Below are 21093 nucleotides of genomic sequence, written 5' to 3' on the forward strand. Positions count from 1 at the left end.
CTCTTATGCAAACTCAAGAACAGATCGTATATCAAGGCCAATTCGGAACGTTCACGCTCGATGATCACGATCGACAAGGCGTGATTGTCTACCGCACTGGACTCGCGATCGCTGCGTTGAGTTTTGCGATCGCGGCCGGATTCGCTTTTCTCCAAAATTACGCTTGGATTACGCCACTCTATTTCATCTTTTGGGCAGCATTAGGAGTCAGTTTATTTACGATTCATATCTATCTCAAACCCCTGCATCTAGCACTTCAGGCATTCTGGGCGATCGGCGGAATCGCTTCGATCGCGCTCTTATTCATGAGTTCTGAGCCGTTGGGATTGTATGTGTATCAGCATCCCATTTGGATTTTTGGAGTTGGATTCACGTTCGCAGCGTTAACCGGAATTTTCTTCAAAGAGGCAGTTTGCTTTAATCGCTTTGAGACAAAATTACTCACGCCGATCGTGCCACTGCTATTGCTTGGACATCTAACCGGATGGCTACCAACCTCGTGGGAACAAGCATTATTAGGAGGTTGGGCAGTTCTATTCGTCATTTTTGCGATGCGGAAATCAATTCAATCCATCCCCCCTGATATCGGGGATAAAAGTGTGTTTGAGTATCTCAAGACTCAGAGTGAGAAAAGAGAAAGCAATTAACAAACGCCACGCTCGACGAACAACCCAGCTCGTAATCTATTCACTCTGAATACGGGAATACTGAAACTGGGGTTTTGAGGATTATTCCTTGAGTGAAGAACGCGCATTTTGGTTAGCTTGGTCAAAGGTTTCAGGAGTCGGAGCCGTTTTGCAAAAGCGAATTCAAACTCATTTTGGCAGTTTGAGTACCGCTTGGACGGTTACACCAGAAGAATTAGCAGAAGTTGAAGGTATCGGAAAGCAAAGCGCGATCGCCATCTGCGCTCATCGTCATCAAATTCAGGTCGATCGCCTCCTGCAAGACCACGAAACTCAAGACTTTCTCACGCCTGCTGATCCAGATTATCCACAGCTCCTCGCTGAAATTCCCGATCCGCCCCCGGTTCTCTACTACCGAGGTGATTTGAGCTTAATTCGAGACCTCGATCGCCAAAGCGCCGTTGCGATCGTCGGAACTCGCCAACCCTCCGACTATGGCAGACGCTGGACTCGCAAACTCAGCAAAACTCTAGCGCAGCACGGATTTATTGTGATGTCGGGCTTAGCCGACGGCATTGATGCTGAAGCTCATAGCAGTTGCCTCGAAGCAGGGGGTCAAACGATCGCCGTTCTTGGAACAGGCGTAGACGTAGTTTACCCCTACAAAAATCGCCGCCTGTATGATCAACTGCTTGAAACCGGACTGGCTCTGAGCGAATATCCTGCTGGAACCCAGCCCGATCGCGCTCACTTCCCCCGGCGCAATCGCATCGTTGCGGGCTTATCTCGTGCAGTCTTAGTGATGGAAGCCCCGATCAAATCAGGCGCACTGATCACAGCAACCCTGGCAAACGAGTACGGTCGAGAGGTATATGCGCTTCCAGGGAGTCTTGATAATCCCAGATCGGGCGGCTGTTTAGCGCTAATGAGCAAGGGCGCTCAGATCATTTTGGGTGAATCAGAACTGATTGAAGCGATCGGAGCGATTCCAGCGCTCGATCAAACGAGAGAACCCGAATCGACACAGCCCCCTCTGCTCGATCTCGCGCCTGAATTATCGCAAGTATTACAAGCCATCTCGACGATCGCTCAGCAATCTAACTACGCTTCGGCTCCATTCGATCTCATTGTTCAAACCGCAGCGATGTCTACTGCAACCGTATCCAGTTCATTGTTACAGCTAGAGCTAATCGGGCTCGTTACTCAAGTTCCTGGAATGCGGTATCAAGTGCGATCGTAGAAAGAGCTCGTTGAGACAAAGGACTCATTGACGTATTTTTGCTGGTTTAAGTCGGCAGTTTCTCTGAACTTTAAACAAAAATACGGAAGTTTAGCTGATCTCGCCGCTGTAGAAAAAATCCTACAATGGGCAGAAGTTTGCGATAACCAAACGATTTAAATAGCTTCATCGGGCTACTTTAACAGCATGACGGAACAGAATCTAATTTTAATAGTGGAGAGCAACGCGACAGATATGTGCGTTCTGCTGGAGGTCTTGGAGACCGCTGGATACGAAACCTTAGCTGCAAAAAGCGGCGAAGACGCGATCACCAAACTAAGCGAGGTTGTCCCTGATTTGATCTTGTTAGCTGTAATGCTGCCGGGAATCGATGGATTTGAGACCTGCTATCGCATCAAATCCAGTGAGACCACGGAAGAAATTCCGATCATGTTTATTACAGCTTGTACCCAGCCTGAAAATAAAGTGAGAGGGCTGACACTTGGAGCAGTCGATTACATCACAAAGCCGTTTCAGCAAGCCGAAGTTCTCGCTCGTGTGCGAACTCATCTCAGGCTGAGACAGCAAACCCGTCAGCTAAAGGAACTGAACGAGCAATTAGAACAGCGTGTGACTGAGAGAACCGCCCAACTTTCGCGATCGCTTGATGAATTACAAACCGCTCAACTACAACTAATTCAGCAAGAAAAAATGTCCGCGCTCGGTCAACTGGTGTCGGGGATTGGACATGAGATTAATAACCCTTTGAACTCAATCACTGGAAACCTTGCCCATGCCCAGCAATATGTCCAGGATTTGCTCAATCATCTAGCGCTGTATCACCAGGTTTATCCCGACCCTGTAGCTGAGATCGCGCAAGATGCCGAAGCGATCGATCTGCCATATCTCAAAACCGATTTAATCCACCTGCTCAAGACCCTACAGGTTGCTGCCGATCGCATTGCTCACATTAGCCAGTCGCTTCGAGTTTTTTCCCGTGACGATAGCGAAAACGAGATTGCTCTGCAAATTCAGGAGGGGATAGACAGTACCCTTTTACTACTTCAGCATCGCCTAAAAGCGAATTCGCAACGCCCTGCGATTCAGGTGACTCGTAATTACGCGGACATTCCGCCTGTACCGTGTTATCCAGGACAGTTAAATCAAGTTTTTATGAATCTTTTGGCAAATGCGATCGATGCGATCGATGAGTCCCATCGCGCGAAAGATCCAGCAGAGATCGCCGCGAATCCCCATCAAATTCAGATTGTGACAGAGTTAAAGGCGGGTCGGGTGGTCATTCGGATTCGAGATAACGGCATTGGGATGTCCCAAACGGTGCAGCAGGAAATGTTCAAGCCAACGTTTACCACTAAGCCCGTTGGTAAAGGAACAGGACTGGGACTCGCGATCGCCTATCAGATCATTGTGGAAAAACACGGGGGAAGCCTGATATGCAATTCTGCTCCGGGTGTGGGAACAGAATTTACGATCAAGCTTCCCCTATAGAAAAATTAAGTCATGGCCTAAGAAGAATTAAGTTATAACTTAGCCGAGCAGTCCAAAAGCGTGGAGCGGGCCACGACCAAGAATCATCTCAATGATCAAGGCAATCAAGCCAATCATCGCGACTCGTCCGTTCCAGACCTCAGCGGAGGTGGTCATGCCCCATTCCCACCCTTCCTGGGGATACATCTTCACTCGCTTCTGAGGGCGAGCGACTTCTGAGAAATGGACAGACGGCGCATTCAGCGCATCCGTAACCATCGTGGCTAACTCGCCAATAAAGATTGGGTGCGTATTGAGAGCCGGAACTCGCTCAAATCGCTCAATGCCTGCTTCTTCCGCAACTTCGCGATATTCCATGTCAATTTCTTGCAGCGTCTCGATATGCTCAGACACAAAGCTGATCGGCACAACTGCGAGATCTTTTACTCCTTCTTCCGCGAGTTCTTCGAGCGCATCTTCGGTATAGGGTTTGAGCCACTCCACCGGGCCGACCCGGCTTTGATACGCCAAGGTGTAGGAGTTGGGTCGAGCGAGCGTCTTCATAATCAGCGCAGTACACTGTTCAATCTCGTGCTGATAGGGATCGCCTGCTTCTTCAACGTAGCTCACCGGAACACCGTGAGCGCTGAAGAAAACGTGAACATCGTCTGGATGCTCGAAGCGATCGAGTTCTTGAGCGATCAAATCTGCCATTGCTTGCAGGTAGCCGGGACGATCGTACCAAGTGGGAATAACGGTGTAGTCAATCTTTTGCAGGGCGGGATCTTCTTCCCAAAGTTGCTCTAAGAGCCGGAAGCTCGATCCGCTGGTGCTGATCGAAAACTGAGGATAGAGCGGCAGAACTACCAGCTTGTCGATTTGGTCGCGTTTGATTCTGGAAATTGCTTCTTCGGTGAACGGATGCCAGTAACGCATTCCGATGTAGACGCTCACTTCTTGACCGCGCTGGCGGAGTTGCTCTTGAAGCGCTTGCGCCTGTTCTTCGGTAATGCGGCGCAGCGGAGAGCCACCCCCAATTTGGAGATAGTTTTGTTGGGATTTTTTCGATCGCAGCGTCGAAATTAACCAGGCGAGTGGACTCTGAAGCCACGGGAACGGTAGTCGAATAATTTCCGGATCGGCGAACAAGTTGTAAAGAAAGGGACGCACATCCTCGATCTTGTCCGGCCCTCCAAGATTTAGCAGTAAGACTCCTACGCGACCCATAGCTATGTTATGTCCCTTTTTTTCTCAGCTTTGTTACCGATTTTAACAATAAAATCCCTTACCCGTTGAAGCAAGTCTAAGCAAACTCAAAGGAAAATTCAAACTGCTAAGTAATCCATACAAATGTCAACTTTAATTAACAATTAGATTGGCTCAGCATAAGATGAAAATCCTTTAACATGAAATTCTTTTGATTCTCATTTCTTAGCATAGTTCAGGTATGGCAGATTTAGAGGCGCTAGATGCAAAAATTTCTCAAGCCAATCAGCGACTGAAAGCCGCGCAATTGGGATTTCAGGTAGAGAGGCGAGGCATCCGATTGGCGCTGCGGGGAACGCTGCCACCGCGTCCGGGAAGTTCACGCTTGCGTCCACACCAACAGCGACTCAGCTTAGGAATTCCGGCAACTCCAGCCGGACTCAAGCAAATCGAGCAGGAAGCAAAAATTGTTGCTGCCCAGCTCATTCAGAATCAATTCGACTGGCAGGAATATCTCAGTTTTACCGACGGCAAACGCTTAAGTCAGCAATCTCTAAGTCAGCAGATTGATGCGTTTGAGCAGTATTTTTTCGAGCAGCCGCAACGATCGCTCAATCCCGCTGCTACGAAAACGACTTGGACAAGTGCATACGCCCCTTATCTGAAAAAACTGGTAACGATCGCGGTAGATGCTCCCGCCCTATCGCTAACGGAAGTCCTTTATAAAACGATTCACTCCACTGCAAATCATTCGCGCAGTCGCCAACTCTGCTGTACGGCTTTGGGCGCGTTTGCTGAATTTCTGAACCTCAAACTTCCGACTGATCTGAAAACGCTCTCCGGGCGATATGGTGCAGGTCAGACCCAAGCGCGTCAATTGCCTTCAGACGAAGAAATTCTGGCAATTTGGGAAAAAATTCCGAATCCAGCTTGGCGGTTTGTGTACGCCATCATGGCGACATTTGGGTTGAGAAATCATGAGGTGTTCTACTGCAACTTTAAAGGGCTAGAGCGGGGGGAGACTTCGATCGAAGTGCTGCCGACGACGAAAACCGGAAGCCATCAAGTGTGGGCATTTTATCCAGAGTGGATTGAGGCATTTAACCTGAGAGACATTCAATTGCCGCAGGTTGAAACCGATTTAAGTAAAACCACTTTGCGTCAGGTGGGGCAACGGGTAACAGCTCAGTTTCGCCGCTACGGAGTACCCTTTTCTCCTTACGATCTGCGTCATGCTTGGGCAGTGAGAACGATTCACGTTGGGTTATCCGATACGGTTGCTGCGAAAATGATGGGACATTCGGTACTCGTTCACACGCGGACGTATCATCAGTGGATTACGCAGCGGGATCAGCAGCAAGCGGTCGATAACGCTTTGAGAAGACGCAAAGGGAATTGAAATGGCAACGATTTTAAGAGATTTAAGCTATCGATATCAGTGGCTGTATGACGGAATTTCAAAAGTTGCCGCATTGAGCGTGGGTGGAGAAGCGCGTTTTCGGCAGTTGGCATTAACGGGCATTGAGATCAAGCCAGAAACGAAAATTCTTGATCTCTGCTGTGGTAGCGGTCAGACCACGCGGTTTTTGGTGCAGCGATCGGGCCAAGTTACCGGACTCGATGCCTCACCGTTATCGATTCGTCGCGCCCAGCAAAACGTCCCCGAAGCGGAATACATAGAAGCATTTGCGGAAAAAATGCCGATCGTCGATCGTTCGTTTGATCTGGTTCATACCAGTGCTGCAATGCACGAAATGGAGCCGTTACAATTACGCCAAATTTTACAGGAAGTTCATCGGGTTCTAAAACCGGGTGGTGTCTTTACGATGGTTGATTTTCATGCACCAACGAACCCAATTTTTGTTCCTGGATTGGCTCTATTTTTCTGGTTATTTGAGACAGAAACTGCCTGGAAATTAATCAATTTAGACCTTAAAGAATTGTTACAAGAAATCGGATTCAACGTGCAGTTTTACCAACTTTATGCAGGGGGAAGTTTACAGGTCATCCAAGCGCAGAAATAATAAGAGCGCCACCGTTGGGTAGCGCTCTTATGGTTTAGATAGGGTTAGGAAAAAGCAAATTGCTTTTTCGATAAATCAACTTTTTCTTATAGGACGGAATTATAGAAACAGCTTGTGATCTCGATGCTTTGGAAGAGGTCTTCTTGCATTTCGCTCACATGAATAAACTACAACGTGTGACCTACGAAATCGATCTACCTGAAGATAGGTTATTGCCGAATTGAATAAAGGAAAAAGCGGGAGAAAAATCCCGCCCAAAATGCTGAGTCATCGACTCAAACTTTCTCGAAAATAAATGCTGAGTTATCGACTCAAACTTTCTCGAAAATAATCGACGGTCGATTGACCGTCACTTTGCAAAATGCCATCTTCAAGATAAGCAATGTGGTCAGCAACATCAGCAATTCGAGGATCATGCGTCACGATGAGTACCGTTCGTCCTTTCTCTTTTGCCAACGATCGCAGCAGTTCGATTACGGCATGACCATTTTGAGAATCGAGCGCGGCGGTTGGCTCATCTGCCATGATGAGAGCAGGATTGCCTGCAAGAGCACGCGCAATCGCGACGCGCTGTTTCTGACCGCCAGAGAGGTCTCGCGGTTGGCGATTGGCGCGATCAGCGAGTCCAACCTGCTCAAGCAATTCCATCGCTTGCTGATGGGCTGCTTTACCTCGAATTCCTTTGAGATTGAGCGCAACTTCAACATTCTCGATCGCGCTTAGGGCTGGAAATAGATTGAACCCCTGGAAAATAAAGCCGATGTTCTCCAGGCGGAATTGGGCTAACTTAGAACCGGAGAGCTTGGTAATCTCCTGACCCATGAGACGCACCGCTCCCGCAGTTGGAGTCAAGATCCCCGCCAGAATCGAGAGCAGCGTAGTTTTGCCTGATCCCGATGGCCCCATCAAAAGCTGAATATCACCGCACCGTACCGACAAATCTACTTGTTTAAGTGCTTGATAGCGCTCCCCGCCCGTCTGGTACACCATTTCGACCCCAGAGGCAGCGATCGCGCTATCCGCCCGCTCCAAACTACCGGATCGGGATTCGATCGCCCGCTCCTCAGTACGAAACATCCAATCAATCGAAGTTGCAGTCATTCTTTTAACAGACGGTAGGAAAACAGTTGAGAAGAAATAAAGTGTGGGGAGCGGTGTCGAAAACGTTCTAATTGTGACAGGGAGGGCAATTCACTAAGCCTGAGGCAAGTGAAAATCTCTACTCCAACCATAGTTAGGGTGAGGCAAAGATTTCATCCTCTAGAGGCTTAGACTCTAGATACATTTTAGAAGTTCAAATTTCGCGATCGGATGAATTCATGTGACAGTTGTGTGTACAAATGTCGAGAGTGCATGAAAAGAAGTACCATCTTCCCGTTAAGAATCTAAGAGATTATTGAAGATTTTACGCTGATCCCCGTAGTTTCAGGGAAAATTCGTCCACTTCACGCTTTAAACACGATCGCTGGATCAACCCTGGTCACTTTTTGTACTGCAAACAAGGCTGATCCAACGCACATCACCACGGTTAATACAAACATTCCGGCTCCCGTCGCAGGCGTGATCAAAATCATGATGCCTTGCGCCGCTTGTGTCCACGCACCCAATCCAAGACAGAGGGCAATACTGGGAATGTATCCTAAGACTGCCATCCAGAGCGCTTGTTCTAGAATCACGCTGTAGATTACCCAGTTTGACGCGCCCATTGCTTTGAGAGTTCCAAACTCGCGCATATGGTCGGAAACCGAGGAATAGAGGATCTGTCCGACGATCACCATCCCGACAATAAAGCCGACCGTGGCACCGAGTCCGAGGATAAAGCCAACTCCGGTACGCGTTGTCCAATAAGAGCGGGTGAGATTAGCAATTTCGGACTGAGTAAAAGCGCGGGTATTCGGTAGGGTAGCTTCGAGTCGTTGTTTTAGCTGGTTGAGATCTTGTCCCGGTTTGGCGCGAATGAGAACGAAAGAGATTGGATCTTGAACGTTGACGCGACGTGGAGAAGCGGGATTGGCAACTGGATTATTGAATCCTGGGTTTTGGTTCAAACAGGCAATTTCGCCCGCTGCCTGACGAGTACAGGTCACTCCGGTATCGGCTCCGCCGATCCCATACGCATTCGCGTTTTCTAAAGAAGTGTAGATGAAAGAACTCGAAGCGATCGACTGCGTATCTTCTGTGGTGCCGACAAATTGTGCAGGTAAGGCATTAAAGGCTCCGATCGTAGCGCGATCGTTTAACTGATTCAGTCCTAATGCTTTCACGCTCTTAGAATCGACCATGACCGTGTAGGGCTGATTCAGGGCTGAGAGGCTTCCTTGGTTCACTTGCCATCCCGCAAATATGCGGCTGTTTGGGTCAAAGCCGAAAATCCGAATCGGGTTGATCTTGCCAGTACTGTCGCGCCAAATGCTCGTTCGGATCATCAAGGCTTCGGCACGATCGATCCCTGGAATTTTTTGTGCGTCTTGGACTCGTTGGGCAGGCATCGGAGAAGAGAGTTCTAGATGCACGATGTCTTTGGAAGCGACCCAAAGATCGGCGTTGGATTGATCCACCAGTCGAGCAACGGAGCGATCGAATCCGCGCAACACTCCAACCTGAATCGTCACGAGACTGACAGCGAAGACGATGCCAGCTTGAGCAACTAGGAAGCGCGGAATGTCCTCAAACAGATTTTTGCGGGCGATCGAAGCCATAGGACGGAGAGGCAGCAGGGTGGGTCGGACAGCGCAAACACGGCGTGAAGCAGAACGATCGAGTTGAACGGTCATGGATCAGAGAATCTACAGTAAATGGTACGACCAATTTCCTGGTTATACCGTTCCCTTTAGGCGAGTAGGAGCAATCAAGTTCAAAAAGTTGTGCAACAGAAGTTTCACGCGGGTTTGGAGTCTCACTTAAGATAAGCCAACATAAGCGTTCCACTCGCCGTATGTTGTTTTCGTGACGAGTTGAAATTGGTTTCCAACTAATTCGAGTCCTTTGGTTGCTGCCTTCACTCCGAACACACGCATAAACGTGGGGAGTGCTGCAATTCCGCCTGTCATCGTCCCTGCAATGATTGCACTTGCACTGGCAGCGACTAAACACTCTCTCACTGCCAACCAGAATGTTTCCTCTGCATTCGCGGGCGGATTCACCGACAAAAACGCATGAACAGTGGTGTCACGAGTTTGCAACTGTGGAAGCGGAATCCAGCCTTGATTGTCCAAAGTAACTCGCGCTTCTGGCAATCCCGGCATACTGATGATCGGAAGCAAGGTTGACATAGGAGTTTCAATCCAAACTGAGATACTGATTGTAGCTTTGGAAATACGTTTGCTGGTGGTCTGCTTAAAACTTCGCTATTCGATTTGTGAGGGTGTAGATGCGACTAAACGAAATGAGCGATCGTGTTCGTCATAGTGCTATGCAATCCCTTCTGGGTCTTGTACCTGTGTCCATTGTGCAAAATCTGATTTGTGCAAAATCTGATTTGGTGCACCGACGGGTGATGGCTTGCGAAGCCACCTTTAAGCGTTTAGCAAGTGAGGCAGTCGAACAACTTGGAGCAGGTGTAGGTGTGTCGATCGTCGGTTCTGGTTCTTCTGGCGTTGATGTCGCACTTTATCCTGAAATGTCTTCATCCCACGGTGAAGGAATCTCAGGAATGAAGGTTGGTTTTGGTTCAGAGGGCAGTGGTGCAGAACTTTGCTCTATATCTACATCTACAAAAGGGTGCTTTAGGGTCGAGTGGTTTGTGGTGGATTCTGGTGGGACTGAGCCTTCAGGGGTTGGCTCTGGATCACTGACTTCGTAAGATTCGGGGGTAGCAGATTCAGAAGACGGCTCCTGCTCAACAGTTGAGGCATCAGCAGGAGGAGTTAGCTTCACTTGTTGCATCAAGGCAATCATTAACTCTGCCATTTTAGAAATACTGATCGCCCTAGCGTTATATTCCACAATGATCGACTGCGCTAGTGGACTAATTCGCACTGTTTTAACTCCGCTCAATTCTTCAATTAAGCGTTGATAATCGCTGCTTGCCTGTGGATCGGATTCGATCCAGGGCACTCGAATGCGAATACGTCCAGCGATCGAATGAACGATTTGATATCTTACTGGTTCCAAAGGAGTTGTAATCTAACGTCAGTTGACTACATTTTAGCCTGCTGCTTTTAGAGAAAAAACCTAGAGCAGACACACTGATTGCAAAATTAATATCTACCAAAGTTAATATTCACCAAAGTCTATTATGCAGGGCATCTGTTAAGGGAAACCAACAGTTCCAGCCTGTGTATTTAATCTGCGTAATAATGGACAGGACAAATTTCTGATACAACTCGATACGTCCCAACCTCAGATTGAATTTCATCTCTTCCTAGCTTGATTCAACGATTCTAATTCCTCAATATATTCAAAAGTCAGAATGGCAGATTCAGAGGTCAAAAGCATGACAACCGTGGCGAAAGACTCAAAGATGTCCAAGAAAGATTTGGTATTACTTTCTTTCCTGGTATTTATCCCGATCGCGCTAATTGCAGAACGGCTGGAGCTAAATCCGGTACTGGTGTTTATTGCATCAGGATTGGCGATCGTTCCACTGGCGGCGCGAATTGCTCATTCGACTGAGGGCATTGCTGAGGTGATTGGCCCAACCTTTGGGGGCTTGCTCAATTCCACCTTTGGAAATGCGACAGAACTGATTGTGTCGATCGTGGCATTGCGGGCGGGGTTAGTGGACGTTGTTAAAGCCAGTATCACAGGAACGATCGTGGCAAACTTGCTCCTAGCACTGGGACTTGCAACTCTGCTAGGTGGTCTTCGCTACAAAGAACAAAGCTTTCAGCCAACGGTAGCGCGGCTCAATGCGTCATCGCTGAATCTAGCGCTAGTTGTCTTGTTAACCCCTGCGGCAATTCATCTTACTTCTAGCGGCTTGCAGGAAAAGACGCTAAATGACTTTTCTCTAGTTCTTTCCGTTTTGCTACTGCTCTTTTACGGATTGATGCTGTTGTTCTCGATGAAAACGCACAGTCATATCTATCAGATTGCAGATACTGAAATTGAGCACGTCTTTGAAGGCCAGGACAAATCGCAGCTATGGCGACAAGTGGGAGTGTTGTTAGGGTGTACGATCGCGCTGGTGTTTGTGTCTGAGGTGCTGGTTTCGAGTTTAGAGAAGGCAATCTCGACACTCGGATTTACCGATTTGTTTACAGGTGTCATCTTGATTCCCATCTTTGGGGGTGCAGTTGAGTACATTACAGCCGCAACGTTTGCTGTTAAGAACAAGATGGATTTATCTGTTGCCGTGGCAATGGGTTCGAGCTTACAGATTGCTATGTTCGCTGCGCCATTGTTAGTGATTATTGGGCGGTTTCTAGGACAGCCGATGAACTTAGAATTCAATACCTTTGAAGTATTAGCGGTGGCGATCGCAGTGCTGTTAACAAATTCGATTAGCAGCGATGGTAAGTCCAACTGGCTCGAAGGTGCAATGCTACTTGTAACTTATGCAGCAGTGGGAGCAGCATTCTATTTTCATCCCTAAATTAAGCTCTATTGAATCTGATGAGCGAGAAACCTAGCTGTAACGCTCTAGAATGCTAATCTCTGCTTGAATGAAAGCTAGTGACTTGTACACCATTCATCCGGTGAAATTGTGAGCAGTATTATTGTTTGGATTACTGAATTTGTTGTAGAAGTGATTGTAGCGACGATCGCACAGTTCTTCTCTGAATTTGTAGTTGGCTGGATTGCAGAAATGGCACAAACATACATTGCAGAATGGCTAGCTACCTTGATGACAGAGATGACGCAATGGCTGGCTGAACTTTTTAGCGGCACACAACGATAAAGAGGAGCCACTTGCAGTGGCTCCTAAGTCATGAGCAACAATGCTAAATCGCTAACAGCTAAATCGCTAACAGTCTCGGCATTCGTTCAGAGCATGTTCATGCAGAAGCTTTCCTAGAAAAGAAAGTGGAAGTCGTGGAAGCTGTCTATGATCGCTGACTCCACTGAAATCGATCAAGCTGCTGTACTGACAACCTCGATCGCTAAACCTACTGCGGTTAGCATCAGGTTAGCATCATAGCCATTCCATCAATCCCACGGATCACACTGAAAGTACCCATGATAAGGGTCGTTTCTCTGCTTCGCTTCCCGTGGGAATGATGAAACAACCTGAATTAACAAAACGTTAGGCGATTGTTTCTTTCAGCCGCAAATTTTCTCCTGCATGTATTCGATCTAACCCTAACCTCGCGACTTTGAAGTGCGTAGAACGTAGACAGTGCGATTGCTAAATCATCGATGATTTCAGGTTGAACGCCACAACCCGACCAAACGGTGCTAATATTTCCGAGAATTGTTTAACGAATTGTTCAGGATTCTGAACGTTTGTAATGATTTGTGTGGAAACTAATTTGCAAGGGTTAGAGTCACACAACTAGACAAAACCGATTCGATGCAACGATTGAATCAAGGCGATCGCAGTCGAATCGACGGGACAGTAAACGCCTCAGATTTCAGTTGACGTATCGTTTTTGAACCCAGGAGCAAACATGAAATCATTGGTTCGTTGGAGTACAACTGCGGCACTGGTAGGCGGAACCCTGCTTGCCGGATTGCAAGCACTCGCCCTGACTCCAGAGCAGATTAAGCAAAAGCTACAGGTTGTCCCTGTGTTTACGATCGCCAATAACCAAGGTGCGCCGCTGGTTGCTCAACCGCCAAACGGTCAGAAAGGAAATCCGGTGGCAGGTGTGTTTATCAGCCAAAGAGATGCCAACGCTTTTCTCGAAAACTTGAAGACAAGAAATCCAGCACTGGCAAAGGATGTCAGAGTTGTCCCCGTGTCGCTAGCAGAAGTGTATCAACTGAATCAAGGCAGCCAAGGCAAGCCCGACAAGCTTGATTTTGCCTATGTCCCGACCAAGCAACAGCTTGATTCTGCGGTAGCAATTCTCAAAGCGAGCGGTCAGAATGTGGCGCAGTTCAATGGAACGCCGCTGTTTGTTGCCCGTGCAGGTAAAGACAAAGGATTTCTGACGATTCAAGAAGGAAATCAGTCTGTAATCCCCATGTTCTTTAGCAAAGAAGACTTACAGCCCCTTGTCGAGCGCTTTAAGCAACAAAAGCCGGATCTCGCTAAAACGGTTGATATCCAGGTCTTTCCGCTCGAAGGCGTGATGCAGGCGATGCAGAAAGAAAAAGATCCGCAACTCGATAAGATTGTGCTGATTCCACCGAGAGAAACGCTGGAATTTGTGCAACGGCAACAACAACAAAGACCCCAACAACCGCAGCAAAGACCCGCACCGCAACCTGCGCCCAGACGTTAGAAAAAACACTGGATGAAAGATCACTTCTTGATTCCTGGGCTTCAGCTTTGGCGCTGGCGATCGACTGCAAAAAATCAGTCGATCGCGCAGGACATTTCCCCGGATGAAGTCGATTGGCTCTTGCAAGAACTGGCAGGAGTCGATCGGCTTTTTTTGCGCTTGCAGCCCGATCAGGCGATTCCGTCAAATGTGTCGTTCAGCGATCTCGATCGTGCATGGCAACAACGCATCGCGGAGCGCACTCCTGTTCAATATCTTGCAGGTATTGCTCCGTGGCGGAATTTTGAGTTAAAAGTTGCTCCCGGAGTGCTGATCCCGCGACCCGAAACAGAATTGCTCATTGATTTTGCGATCGCTCAAGATTCCAGGCTCAAAGCGGGTCAGTGGGTAGACTTGGGAACAGGGAGCGGTGCGATCGCAATCGGACTGGCGTTATCGCTGCCCAGTGCGACAGTTCATGCGGTCGATCGCAGTGAGGAAGCTTTAGCGATCGCACAATCAAACGCTGAATCGCTCAACGCAAAGATTCAGTTTTATCAAGGGAATTGGTTTGAGCCGATCGCGCATCTAAAACATTCGCTCAGCGGCGTGGTTTCCAATCCGCCTTACATTCCCACCGAAACCGTTTCAACGCTCGAACCAGAAGTTAGACTGCATGAACCTCATTTAGCTTTAGATGGGGGTACTGATGGCTTGGAAAGTATTCGGCACTTGATTCAAACGGCTCCAGATTACTTAATTTCTGGCGGCGTTTGGATGATCGAGATGATGATGGGGCAAGCCGATACGATCGCAGCCCTGCTTTCAGCCCAAGGCAGCTACGATCGCATTACAATCCACAAAGACCTCGCTGGGATTGAACGGTTCGCGATCGCTTACCGAAAGTAAAACCTATGTAAATAATATCTATGTGTCCTACTCCCATTCAGCCACAGCCCGGACAAGAATCGGTCTGGAATTATCCCCGTCCGCCTCGCTTAGAGCCTGCGAATAAGCGAATTCAGATCGTTTTTAACGGTGTGACGATCGTAGACACAGAACGGGCAATGCGGGTTCTTGAAACCAGCCATCCACCGACCTACTACATTCCACCGGAGGACATTCAGCAAGAGTATCTGATTCCATCGAGTCGATCGACTTTCTGCGAATGGAAAGGACAAGGAAGCTATTACAGCGTCAAAGTTGAGGATAAAACAGCGATCGATGTTGCTTGGTACTACAGCACTCCGACTCCAAACTTCAGCGCCATCCAAAATTATGTCGCTTTTTACGCTGCTCCAATGGATGCGTGTTATGTCGATGGCGAGAAAGTGACACCGCAACCCGGACAGTTCTATGGTGGTTGGATTACGAGCGATGTGGTAGGCCCTTTCAAAGGCGAACCCGGATCTTGGGGTTGGTAAATCTCTCTAGAGGAGTCGATCGAACCCTCTATACTTACGGAAAGTATAGACAAGAGCAAAGCTTATGGAACCCAATGCAGAAGCGGATTCACTCAAGCGTGTGTTTAGTTTACCCATGCTTGTTATTTACGGCGTGGGAGACATTCTAGGCGCTGGAATTTATGCAGTCGTTGGCAGAATTGCAGGACTATCCGGTGCTTTAGTTTGGGCTTCGTTCGTTCTTGCAATGGTCGTTGCTGCATTTACCGCACTCAGCTATGCCGAAATGGGTAGTCGATTTCCCAAAAGTGGTGGCGTTGCCTACTTTGTACATCGGGCATTTCGGACAAACTGGCTCTCAACTCTGGTGGGCTGGTTGATGTTTTGCACCTGCGTTATTTCGATGGCAACCATTTCTAGAGCGTTCGCCGGCTATGTAATTGCGATCGCGCCCGGATTGCCAGACTGGTTGATTATTCTAGCGCTGTTTGCTGGTCTGACCTTCGTGAACTTTCGAGGCATGAAAGAGTCTTCAGCCTTGAATGTAGTTTGTACAACGCTCGAAGTTTCGGGGCTGATCATTGTCATCTTGGTCACATCCGCTTTTCTACTGGGAGGGAATTCGACGGCAGCAATTTCAGCAACCGCGCAACCGTCGATCGGTTGGTCAGCCGTAATCCAGGGAGCCGCGCTCGCGTTCTATGCCTTTATCGGGTTTGAGGATTTGGTGAATGTTGCGGAAGAAGCCAAAAATCCTGAACGCGATGTGCCAAGGGCGATCGTGATTGCGTTAAGCATTGCGGGTGTGGTTTACATTCTGGTTTCGTGGCTGTCGGTTCAGGTACTCGATCCAGCAGCGTTGGCTGCCTCGAAAGCGCCCTTGCTAGATGTAGTACGCCGCGCACAACCCAATTTCCCACCCGTTATTTTTACGGTGATTGCTGCGTTCGCAGTTCTGAATACAGCGCTATTAAATTTTGTGACCGCGTCGCGATTAATTTATGGAATGTCGCGTGAAGGTTTACTGCCCGCTTGGTTTAGCAGATTGCATCCAGAGCGATCGACCCCCTACCGTACATTTCTAGTGATTGTTCCGATGGCGATCGCACTTGCTGTTTCAGGCACGATTCAACTCTTGGCGGGTGCGACTGCAACCTTAATCCTTGTGATGTTCTGTCTGGTCAATGTTTCGCTGCTTGTGATTAAACGACGCGATCCGCAGACTAGAGGATTTCGGGTTCCGATCGTCGTTCCGGTTCTAGCGCTGTTGCTCAATTTAGGTTTAATTGCCTTTGCCTCAAATGAAAGCCGCGGGTTGGGACTCGCATTTATGGCGGTTGGAGTGCTGCTGATTGTGCTGCGGGATGTGTTCATGAGAGGGACGCTCTCAGACTCTTGAGCGTCATTTATGCGGCGATCGTGATCAAATCGGTGCAGGAACCGAGTCTTACGATCGCGATCTCTTAGCATGGATAAGAAAGATATGCCCCATAAACCCTATGCCGAAATGGACTTTATCCACTGAATTTACGTTTAATGCGGCTCACTGGATTCGCGATTACGACGGTCCTTGTGGACGAATGCACGGTCACACCTACACCGTGAGAATTAGCGCGATCGCGGCTCAACTCCACGCCTCAGAATTTTGTCCGCATCCGGTAATGGTTGCAGACTTTAGAACATTGCGCTGGGCAAAAAAAGATGTCTTCAAAGGGGGACTCGATCACTGTGTTCTGAATGAAGTGCTGCCAGAAGGATACGACACCACCGCAGAAATGATCGCAAAGTACATCTACGACAAAACGAAAAAAGAGCTTCCGACTGACATCAAGCTCAAAGTTGCGGTTTCTGAAACTCCGAATTCTTGGGCAGAGTACGAGGATGAATAGTCATGGTGATGCAACTTAAGCAAACGCTCCCGATCGTTGAAACCTTCCATTCGGTTCAGGGTGAAGGCGCTTGGACAGGAACGAGCGCCTTTTTTATCCGGTTAGCGCTGTGTGATGTCGGCTGCTGGTTCTGCGATACCAAAGAATCCTGGAGCGCCAAACGCCACCCGCAACAGTCGATCGACGAACTAGCCCAGAGCGCGATCGTGGCGAATCCGGCGATCGTCGTCATTACCGGAGGCGAACCGTTAATGCACGATCTAACTCAACTCACAAAAACGCTGCATCAAACTGGGTTACGGCTACATTTAGAAACATCGGGCGCACATCCATTTAGCGGCGAATTTGATTGGGTCACACTTTCCCCGAAACAATCTAAACCCCCGCATGAAAGCGTTTATCCTCATGCCGATGAACTCAAAATCGTGATTTCTGAAGCTGCGGATTTCGACTGGGCAGAACAGCAATCGCAGAACGTCCGCGATCGGGTTCTACGATATTTACAGCCCGAATGGAGCCGCAAAGAAAGCTTGGATTTGATTTTCGAGTACGTCAGACAGCATCCGGAGTGGCGAATCAGTTTACAGACTCACAAACTATTGGGCGTTCAATAAGCTTGACAGACCACAGTTTAGACTCTTTGAACTCTCTGTGGTCTAGCGCTTCTCACTCTTCGCTTTCGGCTTTCGCCCGTCGGGTGCGTCGCCGCCGGGGGCGACCCGACTCCTTTTGGCTCAGCGCCAAATATCGCTTCAGCGTCGAAGGGCTAATTTCGATTCCGCGCTCTGCGAGCACATCCGCCAACTCTTCGTAGTCGTAGCCTTTATCGAGCGAACTCCGCAAATCGTCTTGTAGAAGTTCGATCGCTTGTCGGAGTGAAACCGTTGCTTCGGGCTTTTCAGGCAGGTCATCTAACAAGGACGCTGCTTGATCGAGCATCATTGTTTTTACTTTGACTGCTGCATTGGATTTTCTATTCACCATTTGCGTTCTCAGACTGTTAAGCGAATAATTCACTAATATTGTAAATGCTGAGTCTCTTTTTTATCGCCAAAAGGTAACAAGTTCTGTTAATTCTTGTACGTATGTCTGCATCATCAGTTTGTGTCGCTCTGTGCTTTTAAGCTTTATCTTCTGCCTCAAGACTGATGACAACTAAAAGCTCCTGATACGATCGGTATCAGGAGCTTTTAAACCGTCTTGCCTTACGTTTTTTTTAACTTAGCGATAGCTAACCAAATGCAGGATGTCACGCACAACGCTGAATCCAGCCAAGTCCCAAACCAAATAGGCCAAGAAGCCAATCATTGCAAGGCGACCATTCCAGAGTTCTGCTTGAGGATTCCAGCCGAAGAGAAAAGCGTTACGGTCTTTGCCGTTATATTCAGTTGCAACAGGAGGTAAATCGGTGCTGTTTCGAGATTGCATAGTTGTAGCTCCAAGAGAGGTGTTTTGTAAATCTTGTTTTGTAACGTTGTTTTGCAACGTGATTTCATCTTAGAAAGCACAGCCCAACTTTCCATATCTCTATGGTGTTAATCTAATGCTCTTGCTGTTGATAGACCTGATCTACTACGATCGCTGTCTTTTCACAGATGTCAGATGCGAATCGACTCTTAAAGCTCCTAGCTCATAGGGACTTTAGGAAGCACACATCAGAAAGCACACATCCGTCAGAATCGAAGCGCAAATCCCCTCGCGCCCATCTATAGCAGTCCTAAAAGCAGTCCTAAATCATTGATGAGATTGGGGAGATAGGGAGAAGTGCCCCTATCTCCCCAATCTCATCCAATCAACCAGGTTTTACAAATCAAATAGGATTGCTATGGCTCCCCCGATTCGCTGAGGACTGTACTTCAATGCGCCGAGCCTGCACTAATCGAGCGCGTGCCGCCTCAAGCTGCCCTCCTGGATCAACGGCAACCCATCCAGAATTAGTCTTGCGACGCGCTTCATAATGCAAATGTGGGCCTGTCGAGAGTCCTGTACTGCCAACCCGCCCGATAATCGCTCCCGGCTGAATCGTTTCCCCCGGACGCACGAAAATTTGGGACAGGTGGGCGTAAAGGGTATCTTGCGATCCATTGGACTGCTGTAGCACGATCGCAAGTCCGTAGCCCCCCATACGATCGGCGATTTTCACTTTTCCGCCCCGCGATGCAATTACAGGGGTTCCCTGCCCTGCACCCAAATCCACGCCTGCATGAAAGCGTCGAACTCCGGTCACAGGATGCCGCCGCCAGCCAAATCGAGAAGTGACGGGAACAGGTTCAGGTAAGGGGTAAACAATCTGACTCGTCGAATTTAACCGAGGTAAGTTGCGATTGAATGCTTGCAGGTTCTTTGGGTTAACCACCTGACTAGAGTATTCGCTAGCAGCATCTGATGCGATCGGAGACGTGAAATCCGTTGCAGGAGGTCTTTGCTGAATGGGCAGGGAGCCGATTGCTCTTGGAACTTGAATGCTAATCGCTTGCTGAGGGCGCGGAACCCGGATCGGGATTCTCTGAGACACCGTAGAAGAGCTTCTCATCACCGCTGCGTTATTCCGTTTAGCGGCGGGTACTTTAATCGGCGTAACTCCGATCGCACGACTAGCAGATTCTAGGGAATTGATATTGCTTGAAATTTGTTCCCGTACCTCGGCTGGAATGGCTGGGTCTTGCAGCAGTTTTCTGGCTTGTTCAAATCGTCGCTGAGTTGCATAGCTGTAAGCGCGAGCAACTAAAGTGTCACGCTGAGCCGCTTGTTTAACCGATCGATCTTTAGAGACGATATCTGCAAGGCGCTGTTCTAAAAGTTGTTTCTGCGCTTGGGTGGGAGACTGAGGAGCGGTCTGAGCAGCAGGTTTTGGAGTAGGAACTTCGATGCGATCGAGTGTCCCCGATCGAGAGGCTTCTGGCGCAACTTGGTTTGCTGGCTTTGGAACAGGAATCTCGATGCTGCTGGATGCTCTAGATTGAGAAGCTTCTGGCGCAACTTGGTTTGCTGGCTTTGGAACAGGAATCTCGATGCTGCTGGATGCTCTAGATTGAGAAGCTTCTGGCGCAACTTGGTTTGCTGACTTTGGAACAGGAATCTCGATGCTGCTGGATACTCTAGATTGAGAAGCTTCTGGCGCAACTTGGTTTGCTGACTTTGGAACGGGAATCTCAATGCTGCTGGATGTTCTAGGCTTGGCTTGTTCAGTCGGAGCAGGAGTTTCAACGGTAATAGAAGGTGAAGGGATACTTGGAGCAGGCTTTTCCGTCGGTTTTACCGGAGCCGTTGAACTAACTTTTGGTGCAACAGGCTCATTTCTAGGAGCGGTCTGTGAATTCAGGGGTTGCGGGTTGGAGGGTGGGATGGATTGTACAGTTGTGCGGGAGGTGCGGGCTTGAGGGACTTTTGGTAATGCAACCTTTGAGGTTACAGGAGCCGCTTGAGAAGCAGACGTGGCAGTCGGAGATGGATTGGGAGTGGCTACGACTGGAACGAAAACAGATTCCGGAATTGCGATCGGTGAATCTGGAGTTACAGCCGGGGTTGCAGATTGAGATTGAATCTGGGAACTAGGCTCGATCGGTTGTGCCGGGATAGCTGTCTGCTTTAAAGGTTGTTGAGCCAGCAGCGTAGGGATGAGTTCTATCATGAAGAATTCAGCCGATGGAGGGACATCCAGCTAGTACACATTCCTCCGTAAGATTCAGGAAAAAACGAACAAGCTCGGTTAATCTCAGGGCTTTCTTCATCGGATCTTCATAAAATTGCCCAAAAGACCTAGTAATTTGACTGAAACTATAAAGCTGTTCTTCTACCCCAAAAGTAGTCTTCTACTCCATTCACTTGCGAAAATCCATCCACGGTTAGAGCAGATAGTATTCCAGAAAGCAGTATCCTGGTGAACTAAGCGACTGATATTGCCTGTATCCGTTTGTGAGAAACGCCC

General features: G+C 48.5%; 21 protein-coding genes. 13 read left to right on the forward strand and 8 right to left on the reverse strand.

The features are described from left to right. Positions 1-5 precede the first annotated feature (5 nt). From NC981_RS10415 to NC981_RS10425, 3 genes are all read left to right on the forward strand, one after another. Positions 6-647 carry a DUF2301 domain-containing membrane protein gene (locus NC981_RS10415; RefSeq protein WP_348242778.1) on the forward strand — a complete coding sequence of 214 codons (642 nt, stop codon included), beginning with the start codon at positions 6-8 and terminating at the stop codon, positions 645-647. A gap of 88 nt (positions 648-735) precedes the next feature. Next, positions 736-1866 (forward strand): DNA-processing protein DprA, encoded by a 1131-nt coding sequence (dprA, locus tag NC981_RS10420; protein WP_348242779.1) that lies wholly within the window; start codon positions 736-738, stop codon positions 1864-1866. 186 nt (positions 1867-2052) lie between these two features. Beyond that, complete coding sequence (locus tag NC981_RS10425; protein ID WP_348242780.1) at positions 2053-3354, forward strand: ATP-binding protein; 1302 nt, start codon at positions 2053-2055, stop codon at positions 3352-3354. Between the two features lie 39 nt (positions 3355-3393). On the opposite strand, the gene hemH is transcribed toward NC981_RS10425, so the two are convergent. Beyond that, entirely contained in the window at positions 3394-4560 is a 1167-nt protein-coding gene (gene hemH, locus NC981_RS10430) for a ferrochelatase (RefSeq protein ID WP_348242781.1), read from the reverse strand. 220 nt (positions 4561-4780) lie between these two features. Here hemH and NC981_RS10435 point away from each other — a divergent pair, with 220 nt between their 5' ends. Further along, positions 4781-5938: a site-specific integrase gene (locus tag NC981_RS10435; protein ID WP_348242782.1), complete on the forward strand. Its 1158-nt coding sequence runs from the start codon at positions 4781-4783 to the stop codon at positions 5936-5938. Between the two features lies 1 nt (position 5939). Beyond that, entirely contained in the window at positions 5940-6563 is a 624-nt protein-coding gene (locus NC981_RS10440) for a methyltransferase domain-containing protein (protein WP_348242783.1), read from the forward strand. A gap of 303 nt (positions 6564-6866) precedes the next feature. On the opposite strand, the gene NC981_RS10445 is transcribed toward NC981_RS10440, so the two are convergent. The 4 genes from NC981_RS10445 to NC981_RS10460 form a co-directional block, all read right to left on the reverse strand. Then, positions 6867-7664 (reverse strand): ABC transporter ATP-binding protein, encoded by a 798-nt coding sequence (locus NC981_RS10445; protein ID WP_190377528.1) that lies wholly within the window; start codon positions 7662-7664, stop codon positions 6867-6869. Positions 7665-8008: 344 nt separating this feature from the next. Further along, entirely contained in the window at positions 8009-9262 is a 1254-nt protein-coding gene (locus tag NC981_RS10450) for an FtsX-like permease family protein (protein ID WP_190377565.1), read from the reverse strand. Positions 9263-9463: 201 nt separating this feature from the next. After that, positions 9464-9835 carry a hypothetical protein gene (locus NC981_RS10455; protein ID WP_348242784.1) on the reverse strand — a complete coding sequence of 124 codons (372 nt, stop codon included), beginning with the start codon at positions 9833-9835 and terminating at the stop codon, positions 9464-9466. 337 nt (positions 9836-10172) lie between these two features. After that, positions 10173-10676, reverse strand: a complete 504-nt coding sequence (locus NC981_RS10460) for an HMA2 domain-containing protein (protein WP_348242785.1) — start codon at positions 10674-10676, stop codon at positions 10173-10175. A 349-nt stretch (positions 10677-11025) separates the two neighbouring features. Between NC981_RS10460 and cax the strand changes: the two genes are divergently transcribed. From cax to NC981_RS10500, 8 genes are all read left to right on the forward strand, one after another. Next, complete coding sequence (gene cax / locus NC981_RS10465; protein ID WP_348243222.1) at positions 11026-12099, forward strand: calcium/proton exchanger; 1074 nt, start codon at positions 11026-11028, stop codon at positions 12097-12099. A gap of 111 nt (positions 12100-12210) precedes the next feature. Further along, a complete protein-coding gene (locus tag NC981_RS10470; protein WP_190377525.1) occupies positions 12211-12405 on the forward strand; it encodes a hypothetical protein in 195 nt (64 codons plus the stop codon). Between the two features lie 709 nt (positions 12406-13114). Continuing rightward, positions 13115-13894, forward strand: coding sequence for a Tic22 family protein (locus tag NC981_RS10475; RefSeq protein ID WP_348242786.1), 780 nt, complete (start codon positions 13115-13117; stop codon positions 13892-13894). Positions 13895-13906: 12 nt separating this feature from the next. Next, positions 13907-14782 (forward strand): peptide chain release factor N(5)-glutamine methyltransferase, encoded by an 876-nt coding sequence (prmC, locus tag NC981_RS10480; protein ID WP_348242787.1) that lies wholly within the window; start codon positions 13907-13909, stop codon positions 14780-14782. A 20-nt stretch (positions 14783-14802) separates the two neighbouring features. Further along, positions 14803-15297 carry a DUF427 domain-containing protein gene (locus NC981_RS10485; RefSeq protein ID WP_348242788.1) on the forward strand — a complete coding sequence of 165 codons (495 nt, stop codon included), beginning with the start codon at positions 14803-14805 and terminating at the stop codon, positions 15295-15297. A gap of 64 nt (positions 15298-15361) precedes the next feature. After that, positions 15362-16675 carry an APC family permease gene (locus NC981_RS10490; RefSeq protein ID WP_348242789.1) on the forward strand — a complete coding sequence of 438 codons (1314 nt, stop codon included), beginning with the start codon at positions 15362-15364 and terminating at the stop codon, positions 16673-16675. Between the two features lie 100 nt (positions 16676-16775). Then, complete coding sequence (locus NC981_RS10495) at positions 16776-17165, forward strand: 6-carboxytetrahydropterin synthase (RefSeq protein ID WP_190377519.1); 390 nt, start codon at positions 16776-16778, stop codon at positions 17163-17165. Positions 17166-17167: 2 nt separating this feature from the next. Further along, on the forward strand, positions 17168-17779 hold the full coding sequence (locus tag NC981_RS10500; RefSeq protein WP_348242790.1) for a 7-carboxy-7-deazaguanine synthase QueE: 612 nt from the start codon (positions 17168-17170) through the stop codon (positions 17777-17779). A gap of 52 nt (positions 17780-17831) precedes the next feature. On the opposite strand, the gene NC981_RS10505 is transcribed toward NC981_RS10500, so the two are convergent. The 3 genes from NC981_RS10505 to NC981_RS10515 all read right to left on the reverse strand — a co-directional run bounded on the left by NC981_RS10505 (position 17832) and on the right by NC981_RS10515 (position 20796). After that, entirely contained in the window at positions 17832-18149 is a 318-nt protein-coding gene (locus NC981_RS10505) for a hypothetical protein (protein WP_190377517.1), read from the reverse strand. Between the two features lie 237 nt (positions 18150-18386). Then, positions 18387-18593, reverse strand: coding sequence for a chlorophyll a/b-binding protein (locus NC981_RS10510; protein ID WP_190377516.1), 207 nt, complete (start codon positions 18591-18593; stop codon positions 18387-18389). Between the two features lie 382 nt (positions 18594-18975). After that, positions 18976-20796, reverse strand: coding sequence for a peptidoglycan DD-metalloendopeptidase family protein (locus NC981_RS10515; RefSeq protein ID WP_348242791.1), 1821 nt, complete (start codon positions 20794-20796; stop codon positions 18976-18978). Positions 20797-21093 lie beyond the last annotated feature (297 nt).

Origin of the sequence: Leptolyngbya sp. DQ-M1, assembly GCF_039962505.1 — a bacterium.
Classification (GTDB): Bacteria; Cyanobacteriota; Cyanobacteriia; order Leptolyngbyales; family Leptolyngbyaceae; genus Leptolyngbya.